Annotated in this window: 18 protein-coding genes; 4 read left to right on the plus strand and 14 right to left on the minus strand. The window is 72.5% G+C overall.

Annotated elements, in window-relative coordinates:
• Positions 1–33 precede the first annotated feature (33 nt).
• Positions 34–378, plus strand: a complete 345-nt coding sequence (locus N538_RS0105355) for a hypothetical protein (protein ID WP_028636452.1) — start codon at positions 34–36, stop codon at positions 376–378.
• A 4-nt stretch (positions 379–382) separates the two neighbouring features.
• Here the strand turns inward: N538_RS0105355 and N538_RS0105360 are convergent, their stop codons facing one another.
• The 3 genes from N538_RS0105360 to N538_RS23955 all read right to left on the minus strand — a co-directional run bounded on the left by N538_RS0105360 (position 383) and on the right by N538_RS23955 (position 4,511).
• A complete protein-coding gene (locus N538_RS0105360; protein WP_231496143.1) occupies positions 383–1,087 on the minus strand; it encodes a GntR family transcriptional regulator in 705 nt (234 codons plus the stop codon).
• A 92-nt stretch (positions 1,088–1,179) separates the two neighbouring features.
• On the minus strand, positions 1,180–3,747 hold the full coding sequence (locus N538_RS0105365; RefSeq protein ID WP_028636454.1) for an ABC transporter permease: 2,568 nt from the start codon (positions 3,745–3,747) through the stop codon (positions 1,180–1,182).
• Entirely contained in the window at positions 3,744–4,511 is a 768-nt protein-coding gene (locus tag N538_RS23955; RefSeq protein ID WP_036569546.1) for an ABC transporter ATP-binding protein, read from the minus strand. Before N538_RS23955 ends, N538_RS0105365 begins: the two co-directional genes overlap by 4 nt.
• Positions 4,512–4,626: 115 nt before the next feature.
• On the opposite strand from N538_RS23955, the gene N538_RS0105375 reads away from it, so the two are divergent.
• Complete coding sequence (locus tag N538_RS0105375) at positions 4,627–5,241, plus strand: alpha-ketoglutarate-dependent dioxygenase AlkB (RefSeq protein ID WP_028636455.1); 615 nt, start codon at positions 4,627–4,629, stop codon at positions 5,239–5,241.
• 370 nt (positions 5,242–5,611) lie between these two features.
• Positions 5,612–6,238 carry a methyltransferase gene (locus N538_RS0105380; protein WP_028636456.1) on the plus strand — a complete coding sequence of 209 codons (627 nt, stop codon included), beginning with the start codon at positions 5,612–5,614 and terminating at the stop codon, positions 6,236–6,238.
• On the opposite strand, the gene N538_RS0105385 is transcribed toward N538_RS0105380, so the two are convergent.
• From N538_RS0105385 to N538_RS0105400, 4 genes are all read right to left on the minus strand, one after another.
• A complete protein-coding gene (locus tag N538_RS0105385; RefSeq protein WP_028636457.1) occupies positions 6,231–6,449 on the minus strand; it encodes a CDGSH iron-sulfur domain-containing protein in 219 nt (72 codons plus the stop codon). The genes N538_RS0105380 and N538_RS0105385 overlap by 8 nt on opposite strands.
• Positions 6,446–7,405, minus strand: a complete 960-nt coding sequence (locus tag N538_RS0105390) for an iron-containing redox enzyme family protein (protein ID WP_028636458.1) — start codon at positions 7,403–7,405, stop codon at positions 6,446–6,448. Before N538_RS0105390 ends, N538_RS0105385 begins: the two co-directional genes overlap by 4 nt.
• A 148-nt stretch (positions 7,406–7,553) precedes the next feature.
• Positions 7,554–8,117: a LemA family protein gene (locus N538_RS0105395; RefSeq protein WP_028636459.1), complete on the minus strand. Its 564-nt coding sequence runs from the start codon at positions 8,115–8,117 to the stop codon at positions 7,554–7,556.
• Positions 8,118–8,152: 35 nt separating this feature from the next.
• Positions 8,153–9,901, minus strand: a complete 1,749-nt coding sequence (locus N538_RS0105400; protein ID WP_028636460.1) for a DUF2207 domain-containing protein — start codon at positions 9,899–9,901, stop codon at positions 8,153–8,155.
• Positions 9,902–9,984: 83 nt separating this feature from the next.
• Here N538_RS0105400 and N538_RS0105405 point away from each other — a divergent pair, with 83 nt between their 5' ends.
• Positions 9,985–11,322, plus strand: coding sequence for an MFS transporter (locus tag N538_RS0105405; protein ID WP_028636461.1), 1,338 nt, complete (start codon positions 9,985–9,987; stop codon positions 11,320–11,322).
• Here N538_RS0105405 and N538_RS0105410 read toward each other — a convergent pair.
• Genes N538_RS0105410 through N538_RS0105440 form a run of 7 tightly spaced genes read right to left on the minus strand, consistent with a single transcriptional unit; the run spans position 11,303 to position 19,286 of the window.
• Entirely contained in the window at positions 11,303–12,007 is a 705-nt protein-coding gene (locus N538_RS0105410) for an SRPBCC family protein (RefSeq protein WP_028636462.1), read from the minus strand. The two genes, N538_RS0105405 and N538_RS0105410, sit on opposite strands and share 20 nt — an antisense overlap.
• Complete coding sequence (locus N538_RS0105415; protein ID WP_028636463.1) at positions 12,007–12,864, minus strand: FAD binding domain-containing protein; 858 nt, start codon at positions 12,862–12,864, stop codon at positions 12,007–12,009. The genes N538_RS0105410 and N538_RS0105415 overlap by 1 nt, the downstream gene beginning before the upstream one ends.
• On the minus strand, positions 12,861–15,383 hold the full coding sequence (locus N538_RS0105420) for a xanthine dehydrogenase family protein molybdopterin-binding subunit (RefSeq protein ID WP_028636464.1): 2,523 nt from the start codon (positions 15,381–15,383) through the stop codon (positions 12,861–12,863). The genes N538_RS0105415 and N538_RS0105420 overlap by 4 nt, the downstream gene beginning before the upstream one ends.
• On the minus strand, positions 15,380–15,850 hold the full coding sequence (locus N538_RS0105425) for a (2Fe-2S)-binding protein (RefSeq protein WP_028636465.1): 471 nt from the start codon (positions 15,848–15,850) through the stop codon (positions 15,380–15,382). The genes N538_RS0105420 and N538_RS0105425 overlap by 4 nt, the downstream gene beginning before the upstream one ends.
• A gap of 28 nt (positions 15,851–15,878) precedes the next feature.
• Positions 15,879–17,282: an FAD/NAD(P)-binding protein gene (locus N538_RS23960; protein ID WP_051548818.1), complete on the minus strand. Its 1,404-nt coding sequence runs from the start codon at positions 17,280–17,282 to the stop codon at positions 15,879–15,881.
• A 46-nt stretch (positions 17,283–17,328) separates the two neighbouring features.
• Positions 17,329–18,054, minus strand: coding sequence for an SDR family NAD(P)-dependent oxidoreductase (locus N538_RS23965; protein ID WP_051548819.1), 726 nt, complete (start codon positions 18,052–18,054; stop codon positions 17,329–17,331).
• Positions 18,054–19,286: a histidine kinase gene (locus tag N538_RS0105440; RefSeq protein WP_028636466.1), complete on the minus strand. Its 1,233-nt coding sequence runs from the start codon at positions 19,284–19,286 to the stop codon at positions 18,054–18,056. Before N538_RS0105440 ends, N538_RS23965 begins: the two co-directional genes overlap by 1 nt.
• Positions 19,287–19,325 lie beyond the last annotated feature (39 nt).

Raw genomic sequence — 19,325 nt, forward strand, 5'->3', positions numbered from 1 at the left:
GGTCGCCTTTCCGGCGAGGGGCATGATGGGGGGATGGACAACACCCTGCTGTTCGACGCGCGCGCCCGCGTGCTGGCCGACCTGCAGGCCCGTCAACAGGCGACCGCTCCGGCGGTGTCGGCGCTCGAGGACGCGGTGTCCCAGCGCAAGTGGTGGGCGGAGCAGTGGCCGGAGGGTGCGCAGTACGTCGCCGGGCTGGTCGCCCAGGACGTCCAGGACGCCCTGTTCGAGACCGTCGGCCGCTGGCCGCTGTGCCTGGACTGCGGTGACCGCGCCCCCGTGCACGCGCTGTACATCCAGCCCGACCTCGGCGGCCCCGACCCGGTGTGGGTCTGCGAGGAGACCGGCGACGTCGTCGCCCCCCTGGGCGGGCTGTGAGGGTCTATCCCTCCGAGCCCACCTGGATCCACATCGTGTAGCGGTCCGCCCGGTACACCGTCCGCGACACCTCGACGACCTTCTCGCCCGAGAGCCCGCGACGCGAGTGCCGCAGCACCGGGCCGCCCGTCTCCATCTCGAGCAGCTTGGCCTCCTCGTCGCCGGCGACGTCGGCGTTCACCGAGTCCTCGGCCCAGGTCGGCCGCAGGCCGCGCGACTCGAGCGCGTCGTACAGGCTGGTCGGCATGCCGCTCTGCAGGAAGCCCGGGATCAGCACCTCGTTGAGGTAGGCGTCCTCGACGCACATCGGCTGGCCGTCGGCGCGGCGCAGGCGCCGCCAGTGGATGACGGCGTCGCCCTCGGTCACGTTCAGCGCACGGGCGACACCGGGTCCGGCCTGCTCGCGGCGGGCCAGGAGGGTCTGTGACTCGCCCAGCAGGCCGCGGCGCGCCATCTCCTCGGTGTAGCTCGTCAGCCGGCTCGCGGCCCGACGGGGGCGGGCGACGAACGTGCCCCTCCCCGGGATCCGCTCGAGAAGGCCCTCGACGACGAGGGCATCCATGGCTTGTCTCACGGTCATGCGGGCGACCCCGAAGCGGTGCACCAGCTCACGCTCGCTGGGTGCAGGTGAACCGGGTGCCGCCCCCGTGACGAGAGTGCGCACGTATTCGCGCACCTGGACGTGCTTGAGCGCACGCCCCTCAGTCACCAGCAACTCGTCCACAGGGGGAAATGTAGGTGGCCTAGCCCGGTTTCGTCCCCGGATCGGCGAAACCGCCGGCGCGGCGGCCCCGCCCGCGGTCAGTCGGTCGCGATCGCCCTCAGTACGTCGAGACGCGCGGCCCGGCGCGCCGGGAAGACCGCCGCGAGCACCCCGATGACCACCGCCAGCGCCAGGAACACGGCGAGCTGGCCGTACGGGACGCTGATCACCTCGAGCCCCTGGTCGCGCACGGCGTACATGAGGGCGACGCCGAAGCCGATGCCCAGCAGCACGCCCAGGACGGCTCCGAGGACGGCGATCACGACCGACTCGAGGGTGATCATCCAGCGCAGCTGCCGTCGACTGACGCCGATCGCGCGCAGCAGGCCGACCTCCCGGGTGCGCTCGATGACCGACAGCGCGAGCGTGTTGACGATCCCGAGCACCGCGATCACCAGCGCCAGGCCGAGGAGGGCGAAGATCATCAGCACGAACTGGTCGATCGGCTCCCGCTGCTCCTGGGCGAACTCGGCCTGGTTCTTGACGGTCACGACCGGCAGGTCGGCGACGACCGCGTCGAGCCGGTCCTGGATGCCGGCCGAGTGGTCGGTGAAGACGATGAGGACGTTGTCGCTCTCGGTGAAGCCCGCGGCGCTGAGGTCGTCGAGGGTCATCAGCACGGGCGCCACCACGATCGGGTTGTCCTCGAAGATCCCCGCGATCCGGTAGGTCCGCTCGCCGACCGGCACGTCGAGGTCGACGTGGTCGCCGACCCCGAGGTCCTCGTCGTCGGCCCAGGACCGCTGGACCAGGACCGAGCCGGTGGCCAGCCCGTCGGCCGCGCCGTCGCTGACGTCGAGCTCGAGCGGGCCGACGTCGCCGGGGGCGAGCGCGGACACCGACATCCGGTCGCCGTTCCGCTCGACCTGCTTGAACCGCTCGCGGACCACGCGCCGGACGCCGTCCACCTGCTCCATCTGGTCGCCGATGGCCGGGGTGAACTCCGAGCCGATCACGTTGCTGACGACGTAGTCGCCGACGAAGTTCTCCTCGATCGACCGGTCCACGCTGGCCTTGGCGGAGTCGCCGACGATCGCCATCGTGCAGGCGAGCGCGAGGCCGATCATCAGCGCGGAGGCGGTGGCGGCGGTCCGCCGCGGGTTGCGCAGGGCGTTCTGTCCCGCCAGGTGGCCGACGGTGCCGAACAGCCGGGCGTACACCGCCCGGGCGACGGCCAGGAACGGCCGCGAGATCACCGGGCTCGCCGCCGCGACGCCGAGCAGGATCGCGAGGATGCCGCCGCCGGTCTGCCAGCCGCCGTGCGGGAGGTCGCCGAACAGGCCGAACCACAGGCACCCCAGCCCGAGCGCCACCAGCACCGCACCGGCGACGAACCGGCGGCGCAGCGACGACTCCGGGAGGGCCACGTCGTCGCGGAGCGCCTGGACCGGGGCGATCCGGGCGGTGCGCCGCGCTGGGAGCCACGCGGCGGCCATGGTGACCACGATGCCGACGGCGTACGCCGCGAGGAACGTGCGCGGCGCGAAGATCAGCGGCTGCCCGGACAGGTCGAGGCCGAAGTTCGCGAACAGGGCGCGGATGCCCATCGCGAGCAGGACACCGAGGCCGAGGCCGACGGTCGAGCCGACGACCCCGAGCACGAAGGCCTCCAGCTGCACCGACCAGGTGACCTGCCGCTTCGAGGCGCCGAGGGCGCGGAGCAGCGCGAGCTCCCGGCTGCGCTGGGCGACCAGGATCGAGAACGTGTTGACGATCAGGAACGCGCCCACCACCAGCGAGATGCCGGCGAAGATCAGCAGGAACGTGGTGAGGAACGAGATCGCCTTCAGCAGGTCGGAGGCGGACTCGTCGGCCGCGTCGTCCCCGGTGACGGCCTCGGTGCCGTCGGGCAGCTCGGCCGCGACCGCGTCCCGCAGGTCGCCTTGGCTGACGCCGTCGCCGGCGGTCACCCACGCGTCGGTGTAGACGTCCTGCCCGCCCAGGAACAGGTCCTGCGCGGTCCGGGTGTCGAACGCGGCGTACGTCGCGCCGTTGAGCGACCCGCCGCCGGGGAACCCGGCGATGCCGACCAGCGTGGGTTGCAGCCGGGTCGGCGGCTGGAGGGTCTCGCCGGGCTCCGGCACGGACGTCGTGGACGGGATGATCGTGACGGTGTCGCCGACGGCGTACCCGGCCCGCTCGGCGGTCCTCTCGTCCAGGACCACCTCCCCTCGCCCGTGAGGCTCGTGACCGTCGACGATCTCGAGGCCCTCGAGCCCGTGGCCGGCCGGCGCGTCGGACCAGTTGCCGCCGATCGCCGGTGGGCCGAAGCCGCTGACCACCTTGCCGTCGTCGCTGACGACGAAGACGCCGATCGCGCTGACGTTGCCGTCTACCCGGGCCGCGCCCGGGACGTCGCGGAGCTTGTCGAGGAGACTGGCGGGGAGCGTGACGCTGGACGGCGCACCGTCGGCCGTCGTACCGCCCTCGGGGCGGACCACGACGTCGCCGACCGTGGAGGCGAAGAGCGCCGTGAAGCTGCGGTTCAGGGTGTCGGAGAAGATCAGCGTGCCGGCGACGAACGCGACGCCGAGCACGATGGCGAACGTGCTCATCAGCAGGCGCACCTTGCACCCGAGCAGGCTCTTGAGGGCGGCGCGGATCATGCCGTCGGCTCGGGCGCCTGCTCGGCCATCCGATTCATGACGTCGAGGACCTGCTCTCGGGTCGGGCTGCGCAGCTCGTCGACGACACGGCCGTCGGCGAGGAACACCACGCGGTCGGTGTACGCCGCCGCGACCGGGTCGTGGGTGACCATCACGATGGTCTGCCCGTGGTCGACGACGCTGCGGCGCAGCAGCTCCAGGACCTCCGCGCCGGAGCGGGAGTCGAGGTTGCCGGTCGGCTCGTCGGCGAACACGATCCGGGGCCGGCTCGCCAGCGCCCGGGCCACCGCGACCCGCTGCTGCTGGCCACCGGAGAGCTCGCTCGGCTTGTGGCTGAGCCGGTCCGCGAGGCCCACGGTGTCGACGACCGCGTCGTACCAGGCGTGGTCGGGGTGCCGCCCGGCGATCGCCATCGGGAGCTTGATGTTCTCCTCGGCAGTCAGGGTCGGGACCAGGTTGTAGGACTGGAACACGAAGCCGATCTCGTCGCGCCGCAGCCGGGTCAGCGCCTTGTCCTTGAGCCGGGTGATGTCCTGGTCGCCGATGAACACCTGGCCGGCATCGGCGGTGTCGAGGGCAGCGCAGCAGTGCATCAGCGTGGACTTACCCGACCCGCTCGGTCCCATCACGGCGGTGAACTCGCCGGCCGCGAGGTCGAGCGTCACGTCGTCCAGCGCGCGGACCAGCGCCTGCCCGGTGCCGTAGGTCTTGGTGAGGTTGCGGACGCGCGCGGCCGGCGGCGAGCTGGGGGGAGCCTCGGTCATGGGGCCAAGCCTCCCGTGCAACAGGTCCTCACGCCACGGGAAATGGTCCCGTCCCGTCCCTGATTTCACCCTGACGGGGTCGAACACGTGTTCGATCCCGGCGTATGCTCGATGCATGGACTTCCAGGGCTCGCTGTTCGAAGCACCGGCCGTCGACGCACCGACGTTCGACGCGATCACCCGCCGCACCCTGACGCGCGGCGCCTGGGTCGACGTGTGCCCGGCCTGGCTGCCCGAGGCGGACGAGGTCTTCGCCACGCTCGTCAGCGACGTCCCGTGGCGGGCCGAGCGGCGGCAGATGTACGACCGGGAGGTCGACGTACCCCGCCTGCTGCACACGTACGGCGTCGGCGAGGCGCTCCCGCATCCCGCGCTCGGCCGGGCCCGGGGCGCCCTGTCGGCGTACTACCGGCCCGAGCTGGGCGAGCCGTTCGTGACCGCCGGGTGCTGCTACTACCGCGACGGCCGCGACAGCGTCGCCTGGCACGGCGACACGATCGGCCGCGGCCGGACCCAGGACACGATGGTCGCGATCGTCTCCCTCGGCGACCCGCGCCGGCTCGCGCTCCGGCCGCGGCTCGGCGGCGGCTCGATCTCCGTCGAGATGGGGCACGGCGACCTGCTGGTGATGGGCGGCTCCTGCCAGCGCACCTGGGAGCACGCGGTGCCCAAGGTCGCCCACGCCGGGCCCCGGATCTCGGTCCAGTTCCGTCCGATCCACGTGGCCTGAGTGAGCTGCCCGGCCCGAGCCTGCGAGGGCCGGGAGCAGCAGCCAGGTCGAGTAGCCGCGCGAGCGAGGAACGAGCTCGCGACCGGCGTACCGAGACTGAGCTGCCCCGGCCCGAGCCTGCGAGGGCAGGGAGCCAGCAGCCAGGTCGAGTAGCCGCACGACCGACGCAGGAGGTCGTGACCGGCGTACCGAGACTGAGCTGCCCCGGCCCGAGCCTGCGAGGGCAGGGAGCCAGCAGCCAGGTCGAGTAGCCGCACGACCGACGCAGGAGGTCGTGACCGGCGTATCGAGACTGAGCAGCAGCCCGATCGCGACCGAGGACCATGCCGAGACATCGTGTGACTTTCCGCGACGCGGGTACCACCCGGTCATGACCACCCTTTCCGCCGCGGAGACGATGCGCTTCGGTCCGCTCCGGATCGCGTTCGACGGTCGCGTGCTGCGGCCGCGTCCGTGGACGGAGGCCCAGTCGGTGTGGGCGGCGGAGATCCTCGCGAGCGCGCCACCCGGCCCGGTCCTCGAGCTGTGCTCCGGTGCCGGGCAGATCGGGCTGCTCACCGTCGTCGGGTCCGGCCGGCCGCTGGTGTGCGTCGACCTCAACCCGGCCGCGTGCGAGTGGGCCCGGCACAACGCGGAGCAGGCCGGCCTCGCGGACCGGGTCGAGGTACGCGAGGGGCCGATGGACCGGGTGATCGAGGACCCGGAGCGGTTCGCGCTGGTGGTCGCGGACCCGCCGTGGGTACGACGGGAGGAGGTCGGTCGCTACCCGGAGGACCCGGTGGTCGCGATCGACGGCGGCAGGGACGGCCTGGACGTCGCGTGGTCCTGCATCGAGGTCGCGCGCCGACACCTGGCACCCTCCGGGACGCTGCTCCTCCAGCTGGGCACGGTGGAGCAGGTCGACGCGCTCCGGGCCCGCCTGCGCGGTGGCGGCTTCACGATCACCGAGGTCCGGTGGTGCGACCGAGGCGTGCTGGTCCGTCTCGACCTCACGTAGGGCGGAGCTTGGCCGGCAGCACCCTGTGGGTCCCGTCGCACCAGGGGAACGACGCCGACCGGTCGCACCGGCAGACCGCCGTGACCGGCCTCGTCGTCTCGTGGGGCACGCCGTCGGCGTCCTCGATGGTGTGCTTCCCGCGCAGCAGCATCGGACCGCCGGGGCAGACCACGACGTCCGGGTGCTCGAAGTGCGTTCCCGCGGCGCTCACGCGACCTCCTCCTCCACGCCCCACCGGGCGAGCATCGTCCGGGCGAACCGGTCCTCGAGGTCGAGGCAGGTGAAGGCCCCGAACCACAGGTCCTCCTCGAGCTCCGGCTCCTCCTCCAGCAGGGCGGCGCAGATCGTCCGGACGGCCAGCTGCTCGTGCACCGCGTCCGCCTCGACGTGCTCGGCGTAGTAGTCGACCATCTCGGCCGGGAACCCCAGCCGCTCCAGCCCCTGCGCCATCCGCCGCGACGGCAGCGAGCTGGTCGCCTCGAACGCCGCGAGATGGCCGAGCGCGGCGCCGCGCAGGCGCCGGTGCAGGCCGAACATGCTCAGCGCGTTGTTCTGCTCGAGCACCTCGAGCGGCACCAGGTGCAGATAGGCGTCGTACGCCGGCTCGAGGCCGCTCGCCCGCATCCCCTCGGCGAACAGGTGGTGGTGGAGCCGGTTCGGGTCACCGGCGCCGTACTCGTCGTACTGGAGCTCCATGAGCGCGGCCTTGGCGCGCACCCCCAGGCGCGGCACCACCCAGGCGGTCGGGTCGGCCTCCTTGAGGTGGTACAGCGAGCGGAGGCGGAACAGCTCGAGCACCTGCTCGCGGTCGGCGTCGCGGTGGACGTGCCGGGCCAGCGAGGGGCCCTCGTGCCCGTCGATCCAGTCGAAGACGTCCTCCACGAAGGACAGTCCCTCGGGTGCGGTGAACCTGTCCCGGAGCCGGTTCTCGAGGTCGTGCTCGAGGACCCGGCGCACGCGGATCAGCTGCGGGTCCCACTCCAGCTGCTCGGGGACCTCCCCGAAGCCGCGGTAGTGCAGCTCGTGCAGCACCCACAGCGCGAGCGCGGCGTCCTCGCCGGTCGCCGTGGGCGCCGCCGCGAGCACGGCGTAGAAGTCGTCGATCCCGGACCGGAGAGCACCGAGGAGCTCCTCGGTCAGCGGCCCGCGGGGGTGTGGCAGGTGCATGTCGCGGGAGTACCCACCCCCGCGGCCGGCACACCCAGCACACTCGCCGGTCGAGCAGCGAGCGCCAGCGAGCGTGTCAGCCCCCCGGTCGATACGCCGGTCGCGCCCTCCTTCGTCGGTGGCGCGGCTACTCGACCTGGCGCCCGGCTCAGAACTGCACCTGCGGGGCGTTCTCCTGCCCGGCGGGTGCCTCGTAGAAGTCGCGCTTGTGCACGTTGGCGATGCCGGTGAACAGCATCCAGGGGATCGTCTGGGTCAGCTTGTTCAGCGTCGCGACGGCGTCGTTGTAGTACTGGCGGGCGAACGAGATCTGGTTCTCGGTCTCGGCCAGCTGACTCTGCAGCTCGAGGAAGTTCTGGTTCGCCTTGAGGTCGGGGTAGTTCTCCGCGACCGCGTTCAGGTTGACCAGCGCGCCCTGGAGCCGGGCGTCGGCGGCGGCCTTGGCCGGGACGTCGTCGCCCTTCGCGGCGGCCTGGACCCCGGCCCGCGCGGCCGTGACCTCCTCGAAGACGCCCTTCTCGTGCGCGGCGTACCCCTTGACGGTCTCGACCAGGTTCGGGATCAGGTCGGCGCGCCGGGTCAGCTGGACGTCGATGCCGCCCAGCGCCTCCTGGGCGCCGATGTCGCTGGTGCGCAGCTTGTTGAAGCCGGCGATGACGAAGCCGACCACGGCGACGAGCAGCACGACGATGACGATGATGGCGATGAGCATGTGAACCTCTCAGATGGGTGGGACGAGCCGGGTGGTCACCAGGAGCCGCCGCCCCCGCCGCCGCCTCCGCCACCGCCGGAGAACCCACCGCCGCCGCCGGACGACGACGACTTCTGGGTGGCTTCGTAGGAGGAGATCGCGGAGCTGACGGTGGAGTTGAAGTCGCTGACCATCGACGATACGGCGGTGCCGACCGCGGCGGCGCCGTAGTAGCCGGGGAAGTACGACGGGACCGGTGGCTCCGAGCCCATCTCGACCCGGTACTTCTCGGCCCACTCGTCGGCACAGCCGAAGGCGACCGCCCACGGGATGTAGGCCGTGTAGAGGTCCTTGCGGGCCGCGAAGTCGAAGCGTTCCTCGGCCGACGGGGTGGACAGGATCCGGCGGAAGCCGCCGGCGCGCGACCAGACCTCCCGGCCGGCGCGGGTGCGGCGGGTGCCGGCGCCGGTCGCCGCCAGGCTCGCGCCGAAGATCACGAACAGGCCGGGGATCAGCCCGAGCAGGGTCATCTCGAACGGGTTGAACCAGACGATGGCGCCGACGACGAGGAGCAGGCCGCCGAGGACGAGACCGCCGCGCCCGCCCAGCCCGCTCTTGACCATCAGGCCCTGGCTTCGCGCCCAGGTCCGGGTGTTCTCCTCGAAGTCCTCGATCTCGGTCTTCAGCCGCTTCCCCGCGGTGACGTCCTTCGGGGTGGCGCTGAAGGACTCGCCGGGCCCGCCGAGCAGGTGGGCGACGCTGCCGGTCACCGGGTCGAGGCCGGACCAGCCGTCCGCGCCGTTCTTGTCGGTGATCGTCCAGGTCTCGTTCGACCGGTTCAGGTCGATGGCGCCCTTCTCCGCGGCATACAGCAGCGTGGCGACGTACTGCTCGGAGTCGACGTCCTCGCTGACGAGGTAGGCCGCCTGCGCAGGCCCGACGCCCTCGGGCGGGGCGTACATCAGTGGGAACTGCGGGTTCCGCTCGCGGGCGCGCCGGGCCAGCACGTAGCCGAGCAGGCCGGCCAGCACCGAGAAGACGAGCACCGCCAGCAGCGCGACGACGCTGGTGCTGAGCACCTGGTCGAACCGGGGCGTCCACGGCACCTTCGTGCCGGGCGGCGGGGTCGCCATGTCCAGGCCGGCCTTGACCGTCACCGGCGTGTTCGGGTCGAGGGCGCCGGTCTGCACGTGGAGGGTCTCGGTGCCCTCGCCCTTCGCCCGGCAACCACCGGTCTGGCCGGCGCCGACCGCGCACTGCACGTCCTGGGCCGCGGTGGGGAGGGTGACGGTGAGGTCGGCCTGCTCGATGGTCTGCAACCAGCCGCCGGGCACGAGGTTCCAGTAGAACTGCGTCTGGTGGCCGCCGGAGCCCTCGGTGAGGACCCCGTCGATGGCGTAGCTGATCTCGTAGACGTGCTCGCCGGGCGAGACCGTGGCGTCGGGGTCGCCGATCCGCACGTTGAGGTAGCGGTCGTGACGGACCGTGGTCTCCTCGGTCGGCACGTCCCCGCCGTCCATGGTGACCTCGACGTCGTGCGGGACGAAGCGCAGGTGGGAGTCGTTCTGGTAGGTCTTGTCGAAGTACCGGAAGATGCCGTGCTTGCCGGACGGGAAGTCGACCGTGAGCGTCTCGACGACGTCCATGTCCCCCTGGTCGTCGACGTCGAAGGTCGCGACGTACGACGTGATCGTGGTGTCCTCGTCGCTGGCGCCCTCGTCGTTCCAGGTGTAGAACGCGGCCGGCGCGAAGAGCAGGAGCAGCAGCACCGCGAGACCGACCAGGTATGCCACCACTCGCTTCATGAGCCGGAGCCTAGGGCCGGGGCGGCTCGCGGCGTCGGAAAACCGCGTGCTCGGTGTCGGTGGCCCCTGTTTGACTGGACACGATGAGCGCTCCGACCTCCACCAGGCCCACCCTCGCCTCGTTCTGGCACGACCTGCCGCGTGAGGGGAAGCTGCTGCTCTCGGTGGTGGTCCTGGAGTTCGTCGGCACCGGGCTCGTGCTGCCGTTCCACGTCGTCTACCTCCACGAGGTGCGCGGGTTCGACCTGGGGCACGTCGGGCTGCTCCTCGGCCTGCCGCCGCTGGTCGGGTTCCTCATCGTCGGGCCGGGCGGCTCCGCGATCGACAGGTTCGGCGCGCGCCGGATCCTGATGGGCGCGCTGGTCCTGCAGGTGGTCTCGAACACCCTGCTCGCGTTCGCCGGCACCGAGTACGCCGCCGCGTTCGCGCTCCTGCTGTCCGGCGCCGCGTTCGGGGTGACCTGGCCCGGCTTCCAGAGCCTGGTCGCGACCGTCGTACCCGTCGACCTGCGGCAGCGGTACTTCGGCGTGAACTTCACGCTGCTCAACCTCGGCATCGGGATCGGCGGCATCCTCGGCGGGCTGTTCGTCGACGTCGAGCGGGTGGCGACGTTCCAGGCGATCTACCTCGCCGACGCGGTGTCCTACCTGCCGGCACTGTTCCTGCTGACGGTGCCACTGCGGCACGTCGCCGGCCGGGTCGAGCACCCGCAGGGCCAGGCGCCCGCGAAGGTGAGCTACCTCGAGGTCGCACGTCGTCCGGCGGTCGCCACGCTGATGCTGCTGAGCTTCGTCTCCTCCTACGTCGGCTACTCCCAGCTGAACGCCGGCATGCCCGCCTTCGCCCGCGCCGTCGGCGAGGTGTCGACCCGGGGTCTCGGCCTGGCGTTCGCGGCGAACACCCTCGTCATCGTGGTGCTGCAGCTGTTCGTGCTGCAGCGCATCGAGGGACGCCGGCGTACCCGCGTCATCGCGGTGATGGGCGTGGTGTGGGCGGGATCCTGGCTGCTGCTCGGGGCGACCGGCCTGGTCTCCGGCACCTGGGGCGCGACGCTGCTGGTGGCCGCGTGCGCGTCGGTGTTCGCGTTCGGCGAGACGCTGCTGCAGCCGACGATCCCGGCGCTCGTCAACGAGCTCGCCCCCGACCACCTGCGCGGCCGTTACAACGCGCTCAGCTCCGGCACCTTCCAGCTGGCCGCGATCATCGCGCCGCCGGTCGCCGGCTTCATGGTCGGCCACGGCCTCGGCGCCCTCTACATCGCGACGCTGGTCGTGGGCTGCCTGCTCTGCGGCGCCATCGCGATCCTCCGCCTGGAGCCGCAGCTCACGCCCGAGGTGAACGGCGTGCGCAAGCGCCTCGTCGACGACCCCGCCGAGCTGTCCTCGCCGTCCTCGAAGACGATCAGCGCCGCGACCGACTGACCAGCCAGCGCAGCACCACCAGCGCGAGCAGCAGGCCCGCCGCCTGCTTCCAGTACGTCTTCAGGAGCACCGGAAGCACCGCCGCGCCGAGGTCCAGGGAGTCGTCCTGCGCCGGTGCTGGTGGCGGGGTCGCCGGCGCCTCCGCGACGTGCTTGGGTGCCGGTGTCTCGGGTAGTCCCTGCCCATTCGGTCGTTCGGAGGGCGTCTCGAGAGCATTTTCGTCAGGGAGTACGCCGCCGGGGGCACCCGAGAGGCGCTGCTCGAGGCAGGCGACGAACTGGCCGAGGAGCTTGTCGGAGACGTCCTGCATCACGCCGCGGCCGAACTGGGCGGGCTTGCCGGTGATCGACAGGTCGGTGACGACCTCGACGTCGGTGGCCGTCCCGGACCCGGCCATCGTCAGGGTCACCGTGGCGCCCGCGGTGCCGTTGCCGCGCTTGTCCTTGCCCTTGGCCTCGACGACGAACCGGTGCGCGGACTCGTCCTTCTCCACGAACGTGCCGGAGCCGTTGTAGACCAGGGCGATCGGGCCGAGCTTGACCTTCACCGAGCCCGCGAACGTGTCCCCGTCGACCGACGTGACGGTGGCACCGGGGAAGCAATCCGCCACCGACGCGATGTCGTTGAAGTGCGCCCACGTCTCGTCGACCGACGTCGGGACGGTGAACCGGTGGGTCAGGTCCATCAGGCGGCTCCGGCGGCCGCGAGCACCGCGCGCCGGGTGAGGACCCGGGCGAGGTGGCGGCGGTAGTCGGCGGCGCCGTTCAGGTCCGACGGCGGGTCGGTGCCCGCCGCGGCCTGCTGGGCGGCCGCGCGTACGGCGTCCTCGGTCGCGGGCTGACCGGCGAGCGCGTCCTCCACCGCCCGCGCCCGGACCGGTGTGGAGCCCATGTTCGTGAGCCCGATCCGGGCCTCCGCGATGCTGCCTCCGTCGACCCGGACGGTCGCTGCGACCGCGACGATCGGCCACTGGTGGGCGACCCGCACGAACTTCTCGTAGTGCGCGCCCCAGCCGGTGCGCTTGGGGATCCGGACCGCGGTGAGGATCTCGTCCTCGCCGATCGCGGTCTCGAACAGGTCGACGAAGAAGTCGTCGGCCGCCACGGTGCGGGTGCCGCCCGCGCCCTGGATCACGAACTCCGCGCCGAGCGCCAGCGCCGGTGCGCCGAGGTCCCCGGCCGGGTCGGCGTGCGCGAGTGCGCCGCCGAAGGTCCCCCGGTGCCGGACCTGGGCGTCCGCGAGGTGCTCGATCGCCTTCGCGACCAGCGCGGCGTGCTCCGCGACCAGCGGGTCCGACCCGACGACCGAGTGCGGCGTCATCGCGCCGACCACGATCGCGTCGCCGTCGTCGCGCACCCCGCGCAGCGACTCGATCTTGCCGAGGTCGATGATCATCTCGGGCGCGTTCAGCCGCATCCGGAGCACCGGCAGCAGGCTCTGCCCACCGGCGATGATCTTGGCGTCGTCGCCGTGCTGGGCCAGGGCCGCGAGCGCGTCCTCGACCGAGGTCGGCGCCACGTAGTCGAACGCTACGGGGATCATGCGCCCGCTCCTTCCGTGCTCGAGGTGCCCGGTTGCTCCTGGTTGCCCATCGCGCCGCCGCCCTCGCTCGTGCCGGATGCTTCGGCTTCGCCGAAGTGCGGCATCGCCGCACCCTCCGTCGAGCCACCGGCACCGGCCCCGTTGATCGCCCGCCACACCCGCTCGGGCGTGCACGGCATCTGGATGTCGTTGACCCCGAAGTGGCGTACGGCGTCGACCACCGCGTTCACCACCGCCGGCGTCGAGGCGATCGTCCCCGCCTCGCCGACGCCCTTGGTGCCGAGCGTGTTGGTCAGGCTGGGCGAGGTCGTGTGGTCGATGTCGAAGCTGATCGTGTCGGCCGCGGTCGGGAGCAGGTAGTCCACGAACGAGCCGGACACGAGCGTGCCGGACTCGTCGTACACCGCCTCCTCCCAGAGGGCCTGGGCGATGCCCTGGACCAGCCCGCCGTGCACCTGCCCGCTCACGATCAGCGGGTTGATGATGTTGCCGATGTCGTCGCAGCAGACGTACTTGCGCATCCGCAGCTCGCCGGTCTCGGTGTCGACCTCCATGGCGCACAGGTGGGTGCCGTGCGGGAAGTTGAAGGCCACCGGGTCGTACGTCGCGTCCGAGTCCAGCGACGGCTCGACCCCGTCCGGGAGGTTGTGCGCCGCGAACGTCGCCAGCGCGACCTCGCCGATCGCCATCCCCTGGTCCGTGCCCCGGACCGAGAACCGGCCCCCGGTGAACTCGAGGTCGTCGGCCGATGCCTCGAGCAGGTGCGCCGCGATCGGCTTCGCCTTCTCGATCACCTTGTCCGCGGCACGGACCAGCGCCTCGCCGCCGACCACCAGGGACCGCGACCCGTAGGTGTCCATGCCCTTGGGCGCCACCTGGGTGTCGCCGTGCAGGATCTCGACGTCCTCGAACGCGACCCCGAGGCGGTCGGCGACGATCTGGCTGAACGCCGTCTCGTGGCCCTGGCCGTGCGCCGAGGCGCCGGTCACCACCTCCACCTTGCCGGTGGCGAGCATCCGGACGCTCGCGTGCTCCCAGCCACCGGCGCCGTAGTCGAGCTGGCCCAGGACCCGGGACGGCGCGAGGCCGCACATCTCGGTGAACGTCGAGACACCGATGCCCAGCTGCACCGGGTCGCCCGACTCGCGCCGGCGCCGCTGCTCGGCCCGGAGCTCGTCGTACCCGATCATCTCCTTGGCGCGCGCCGTGGCGGCCTCGTAGTTGCCGGAGTCGTACTCGAGCCCGGCCACCGTGGTGAACGGGAACTCCTCGTGCTTGATCCAGTTCTTCTCCCGGATCTCCAGCGGGTCCACCCCGACCTCGACGGCGAGCTCGTCCATCAGCCGCTCGATGGCGTACGTCGCCTCGGGGCGGCCGGCGCCGCGGTACGCGTCGGTCCAGGTCTTGTTGGTGAGCACGGTCTGCACAGAGAAGTGGTAGGCCGGGAACTTGTAGATCGCGTTGAACATGAACGCGCCGAGCACCGGCACGCCGCCACCGACGATCGCGACGTAGGCGCCGAGGTCGGCGAGCAGCTCGACCTTGAGCCCGGTGACGGTGCCGTCCTTCTCGGCCGCGAGCGTGAGCTTCTGCCACTGGTCACGGCCGTGGTGCGCCGACACCAGCGACTCGGAGCGGGTCTCGGTGTACTTCACGGGCTTGCCGAGCCGGCGGCCGACCGCCCAGGCGATCCACTCCTCGGGCGTGGTCTGGAGCTTGCCGCCGAAGCCGCCGCCGACGTCCGGCGCGATCACCCGGATCTTCGACTCCGGTACGCCGGTCGTGGCAGCCAGGGCGAAGCGCAGGATGTGCGGGATCTGGGTGGCGGAGTACATGACGTACTGCTCCCCGGTCGGGTCGACGACGACCGAGCGCGGCTCCATGAACGCCGGGATCAGCCGCTGCTGGCGGTACTCCCGCTCGATCACGATGCCGTCGGCGCGGGCCTTGCTGATCGCGTCCTCGACCGGCGCACCGGTGCCCGCCTCGCCGGAGTCGAACACCCAGAGCGCGGACTTGTTGGTGCCGAGGTCGGGGTGGGCGAGCACCTCGTCGGCAGCGGCCGACTTGAGATCCAGGGCGGCCGGGAGCTCGTCGTACTCGACGTCGACGAGCTCGGCCGCGTCGCGGGCCTCGGCCGCGGTGCGCGCCACGACCACCGCGACGATCTCGCCGGCGAACGCCACCCGGTCCGCGGGCATCGGCGAGTGCGTCGGCGTGACCTGCTCCGGCGTGATCGGCCACGCGTTGATGTTGACCCCCAGCGTCTCGCCGAGCTCCGGTCCGGTGAACACGTCGACGACGTTGGTGGCCGCCTTGGCGGCGCTGGTGTCGATGCTGACGATCTTCGCGTGCGCGAACGGGCTGCGCACCATCGCGAGGTGCAGCATGCCGGGCAGCGTCAGGTTGTCGGTCCAGCGGGTGCGCCCGGTGATCAGGCGCTGGTCCTCCTTGCGCCGGCGGTCGCGGCCGATCTCGCGCTCGACCTCCTCCGAGGGGCGCTCCTGGGTGGCGGTCATGACGTCGCCCCCTGGGAAGCGGCGTGCTGCACCGCGCGCACGATGTTGTGGTAGCCCGTGCAGCGACAGAGGTTGCCCTCGAGCCCGAGCCGGATCTCCTCCTCGGAGGGGTTCGGGTTCGTGCTCAGCAGGTCGACGCTCTGCATGATCATCCCCGGCGTGCAGAAGCCGCACTGGAGGCCGTGGCACTCGCGGAACGCCTCCTGCACCGGGTGCAGCTGCCCGTCCCGGGCGAGGCCCTCGATCGTGGTCACCTCGGCCCCGTCCGCCTGGACCGCGAGGACGTTGCAGGACTTCACGCTGGTGCCGTTGAGGTGGACCGTGCACGCGCCGCAGTTGCTGGTGTCGCAACCGATGACGGTGCCGGTCTTGCCGAGCTTCTCGCGCAGGTACTGCACGAGCAGCATGCGGGGTTCGACGTCGTCGGAGACGTTGGCTCCGTCGACCGTGAGGCTGATCCGGGTCATGCAGCGCACGCTAGGCGCGGCGGGTTGGCTATACGTTGGCGGCGAGCTCCGGCGCGAGCTTCCGGGCGAGTACGGCGCGCGCGACCTCGGCCGCCTGGGTCCTGATCTCGGGGATCGCCGTGGACTCCCAGAGGGTGCCCTTCCGCGGCGGGCCGACGGCGTACAGGCCGGGGACGACGGTGCCGTCGGCGCCGAGCACCTCGCCGGCCGGCGTCGAGTCGAGGCCGAGCCGAAGCGGGTCGGGCACGATGAGGCCGCGCGCCTGGAGCGCCTGCAGGAGCGGCTCCCCGGACCGGCTGATGTCGGTGAGCGGGCCGGTGCAGTTGACCACGGCGTCGGCGAGGACCCGGTCGCGCAGGTCGGGCAGCACCAGCTCGGCCAGGCCGCCGACCTCGTCGACACCTCCGACGCCGCCGGCGGCGAGCGTCAGCCGGCCGTCGCGGAGATAGCCGCGGATCCGGTCCGCGACCTCGGGCGCCATCCGGTGCCGGCGCACCTCCCAGTCCCGGGCGTGGGCGGCCAGGAACCGCCGCCGCTGCTCGAGGTCGAGCCGTCGCCAGATCGACTGCGTCTGCGGGCGCAGCCCGTCGACGACGTTGCGCCAGTCGACGCCCTGGCTGCGGGCGGCCTCGACCTGACCGCGCACGAAGGCCGCGATCCCGTCGGCGGTCAGCGGCCCCTCGGGCACGTGGCTGACCCAGGCCGTCGACTGCTGCTCGATGTGCGCGTGCGGCAGCAGTCCGTGCCGGCTGACCATCACCGCGCGCCGGCGCGGCTCGTCCTCGAGCAGCGTGATCGCGGTGTCGATCGCGGTGAGGCCGGTCCCGACGATCACCACGGTCGCGTCGCCCGGCAGCGCCCGGATCGCGGCGAGGTCCCAGGGGTCCGCGAGGTGGCCGGGCAGCCCCGCGAGCTCCGTCAGCGGCTGCGGCCTCTGGTTGCCGTGGGCGAGGACCACGGTCGCGGCCGACGTGGAGCGGTCCCGCGTGCGCACCTCGAAGCCGCCGGGCACCGGGACGATGTCGTCGACCCGGCCGGCGCTGATCGTGAGCCGGTGGTCGGCGACGCCGGCGAGCGTGTCCTGGAGGTACGCCGCGAACTCCATCCGCGGCAGGAACCCGAGCGGATCGGGGTCCCGGCCGGCCCGGACCGCCCAGTCGAGCAGGTCGGACGGCACGTCGGCGTACGCGCTCATGTGCCGCGCGCGGACGTTGAGGAGGTGCCGCGGGTCGGACGTGCCGTAGGCGATGCCGCGGCCGAGCACACCGGTCGCCTCGTGGACCGTCACCGCGAGCGACGAGTCGCCGGTGCTCGACAGCAGCTGGAGCGCCGTGAGCACGCCGCTCGCGCCGCCGCCGACCACCGCGACCCGGTGCCGGTCCGGCACCCCGGCCGCCGTCACTGACTGCTCCACCTCGACCACACCGCCCATGCCTTAAGAGTAGTAAACGAGTCCAGTTAAACCGGCATCGACCCGCTCAGAGCAGCTCGACCACCTGCCCCGCGCGCCCGTGCGCGACCAGGTCGACGACGGTGCGGACGACCGCGCCGACCGGCACCAGGGGGCCCAGCCGAGCCCGCTCGTCCTCGCCGAGGGCGGCCCACTCCACCTGGGCGCGGGGCAGCCCGATCCAGCCCGGGACCACCGCCATCACCCGGGCGCGAGCCGCGGTCCCCGGGTCGGAGAGCGCGGTGGTGAGACGGATCAGGCCGGCCTTGGCCGCGGCGTACTCCGGCGAGCCGTAGCCGTCGGTCCCCACCGCCGCGCTGGAGGCGACGTTGACGACCGCGCCCACGCGGCGCGGTCCCCGGCGCTGGTCCAGGCCCTCGAGGAAGAGCTGGGTGAGCAGCATCGGTGCGCGGAGGTTGAGGTCGAGCGTGCGCGACCAGGCGTCGTACGGCGCCGCGGGGTACTGGTCACCGGCGGTCCAGCCGCCGGCGTTGTTGACGAGCACGTCCGCGCCGCCGAGGTCGCGGGCGCGGTCGGCCAGCGCGCGCAGGTCGGCCTCCTCGCTGACGTCGGCCGGGAACGCCCACCCGCCCACGCGCTGCTCGCGCACCAGCCCAGCGGCCTCCTCGGCGGCCGCCGGGTCCCGGTCCGCGACCAGCACCGCCGTCCCCCGGCGCGCCATCGCCACCGCGACCTCGCGACCGAGCCCGGCCCCGGCGCCGGTGACGACGGCCAGCGCGTAGCGCAGCTCCACTAGCGCCGGGCGGCGGCGAGCCGCCCCTTGAGCAAAGGGACGGCGGGGTGCGGGGTGCCCGCCAGCCGGGCCAGGCAGACCTCGACGACCTCGGTGTCGTACGGCGCGAGGTCGCTGTAGCGCACCACCGCGTCCGGCTGCGGGTCGGCGAGCAGGGCCTCGCGGACCGCGACCGCGACGTACTCGGCGAGCTCGGTGAGGGCCGGGGAGTTGGTCCCGGGCAGCAGGTCCCCGCCGTACGCGTCGACCGCGGCGGCGACCCGGCCGCCGCGGAGCAGCGCGAGCACGAGGTCGACGTCGGTCGCGGCCGGCATCATCAGCCGGTAGGGGCGTGAGGCGAGCTGGCCGCCGAGCGCGGCCCGCAGGTGTGACACCTCGGCCTTCAGCGTGGACAGCGTGACGGCCTGGTCGCCGTACACGAGGGCGTGCAGGTGCTCGAGCGAGAGGCCCTCGGGGTGGATGGCGAGCAGCGCCAGCACCTCGGTCTGGCGCCGGTTGAGCAGCAGCCGCTGGCCGTCCAGCCAGGTCTCGGCGGTGCCGAGCAGCCGCATCACCAGGCCGGGCTCGTCCTGCTCGTCGAGCACGGCCGGACCGGCGTGGGCGCGCGAGGCTGGCATGGCGGTCTCGATGAGCCGCGCGAGCACCCGGGCCGTGGCCAGGCCGATGGGGTGCGTCCGGTCCCAGGTCGTGGAGATGTCGATGACGCCGAGCTGGGTCCCGGTGACCGGGTCGTGCAGCGGCGCGGCCCAGCAGACCCAGTTGTGCACGATCGAGGCGTAGTGCTCGGCGCTGAACACCATCGCCGGCGCGGCGAGCCGGTTCGCGAGGTCGAGCGCGTTGGTGCCGACGGACTCGTCGTCCCAGCGCCCGCCGGCCACGAAGTTCACCGTCTCCGCCTTGCGGCGCATCACGCGACCGCCGTACGTCCACAGGATGCGGGTCTCCGGATCGGTGACCGCGACCACGAGGTCGCCGTCCTCGGCGGTACGCCGGAGCTCCGCCTCGACCCGGCCCACGGCGGTCTGCAGCGGCGAGCCGTTCCAGTAGGCCGCCGTCTCGGCCTCGTCGGCGAGCGGCGCCTCACGGACGTCGGTGGTGATCGCGGCCTCGGACCTGGTCCAGCTGGTCAGGATCTCGGGGCGGACGCGCAGGGTGCCGTCCGCATGCTCCAGGAACGCAGTCCAGGCGCGAACCGTGTCCATCCTGCGGGTCTGGAGCTCGCTGCGAGCCATGCGGTCGAAGGTAGCACCGGGAGCGTGACGCGGATCACC

Origin of the sequence: Nocardioides sp. URHA0032, from assembly GCF_000620645.1 — a bacterium.
GTDB lineage: Bacteria > Actinomycetota > Actinomycetes > Propionibacteriales > Nocardioidaceae > Nocardioides.

Coding starts and splice junctions, on each gene's coding strand:
- N538_RS0105375 (WP_028636455.1), top strand. CDS start 4,627: ATGGACTTCCAGGGCTCGCTGTTCGAAGCACCGGCCGTCGACGCACCG.
- N538_RS23955 (WP_036569546.1), bottom strand. CDS start 4,511: ATGACCGAGGCTCCCCCCAGCTCGCCGCCGGCCGCGCGCGTCCGCAAC.
- N538_RS0105400 (WP_028636460.1), bottom strand. CDS start 9,901: ATGAAGCGAGTGGTGGCATACCTGGTCGGTCTCGCGGTGCTGCTGCTC.
- N538_RS0105425 (WP_028636465.1), bottom strand. CDS start 15,850: ATGACCCGGATCAGCCTCACGGTCGACGGAGCCAACGTCTCCGACGAC.
- N538_RS0105355 (WP_028636452.1), top strand. CDS start 34: ATGGACAACACCCTGCTGTTCGACGCGCGCGCCCGCGTGCTGGCCGAC.
- N538_RS0105380 (WP_028636456.1), top strand. CDS start 5,612: ATGACCACCCTTTCCGCCGCGGAGACGATGCGCTTCGGTCCGCTCCGG.
- N538_RS0105440 (WP_028636466.1), bottom strand. CDS start 19,286: ATGGCTCGCAGCGAGCTCCAGACCCGCAGGATGGACACGGTTCGCGCC.
- N538_RS0105365 (WP_028636454.1), bottom strand. CDS start 3,747: ATGATCCGCGCCGCCCTCAAGAGCCTGCTCGGGTGCAAGGTGCGCCTG.
- N538_RS0105390 (WP_028636458.1), bottom strand. CDS start 7,405: ATGCACCTGCCACACCCCCGCGGGCCGCTGACCGAGGAGCTCCTCGGT.
- N538_RS0105420 (WP_028636464.1), bottom strand. CDS start 15,383: ATGACCGCCACCCAGGAGCGCCCCTCGGAGGAGGTCGAGCGCGAGATC.
- N538_RS0105395 (WP_028636459.1), bottom strand. CDS start 8,117: ATGCTCATCGCCATCATCGTCATCGTCGTGCTGCTCGTCGCCGTGGTC.
- N538_RS0105415 (WP_028636463.1), bottom strand. CDS start 12,864: ATGATCCCCGTAGCGTTCGACTACGTGGCGCCGACCTCGGTCGAGGAC.
- N538_RS23960 (WP_051548818.1), bottom strand. CDS start 17,282: ATGGGCGGTGTGGTCGAGGTGGAGCAGTCAGTGACGGCGGCCGGGGTG.
- N538_RS0105410 (WP_028636462.1), bottom strand. CDS start 12,007: ATGGACCTGACCCACCGGTTCACCGTCCCGACGTCGGTCGACGAGACG.
- N538_RS0105405 (WP_028636461.1), top strand. CDS start 9,985: ATGAGCGCTCCGACCTCCACCAGGCCCACCCTCGCCTCGTTCTGGCAC.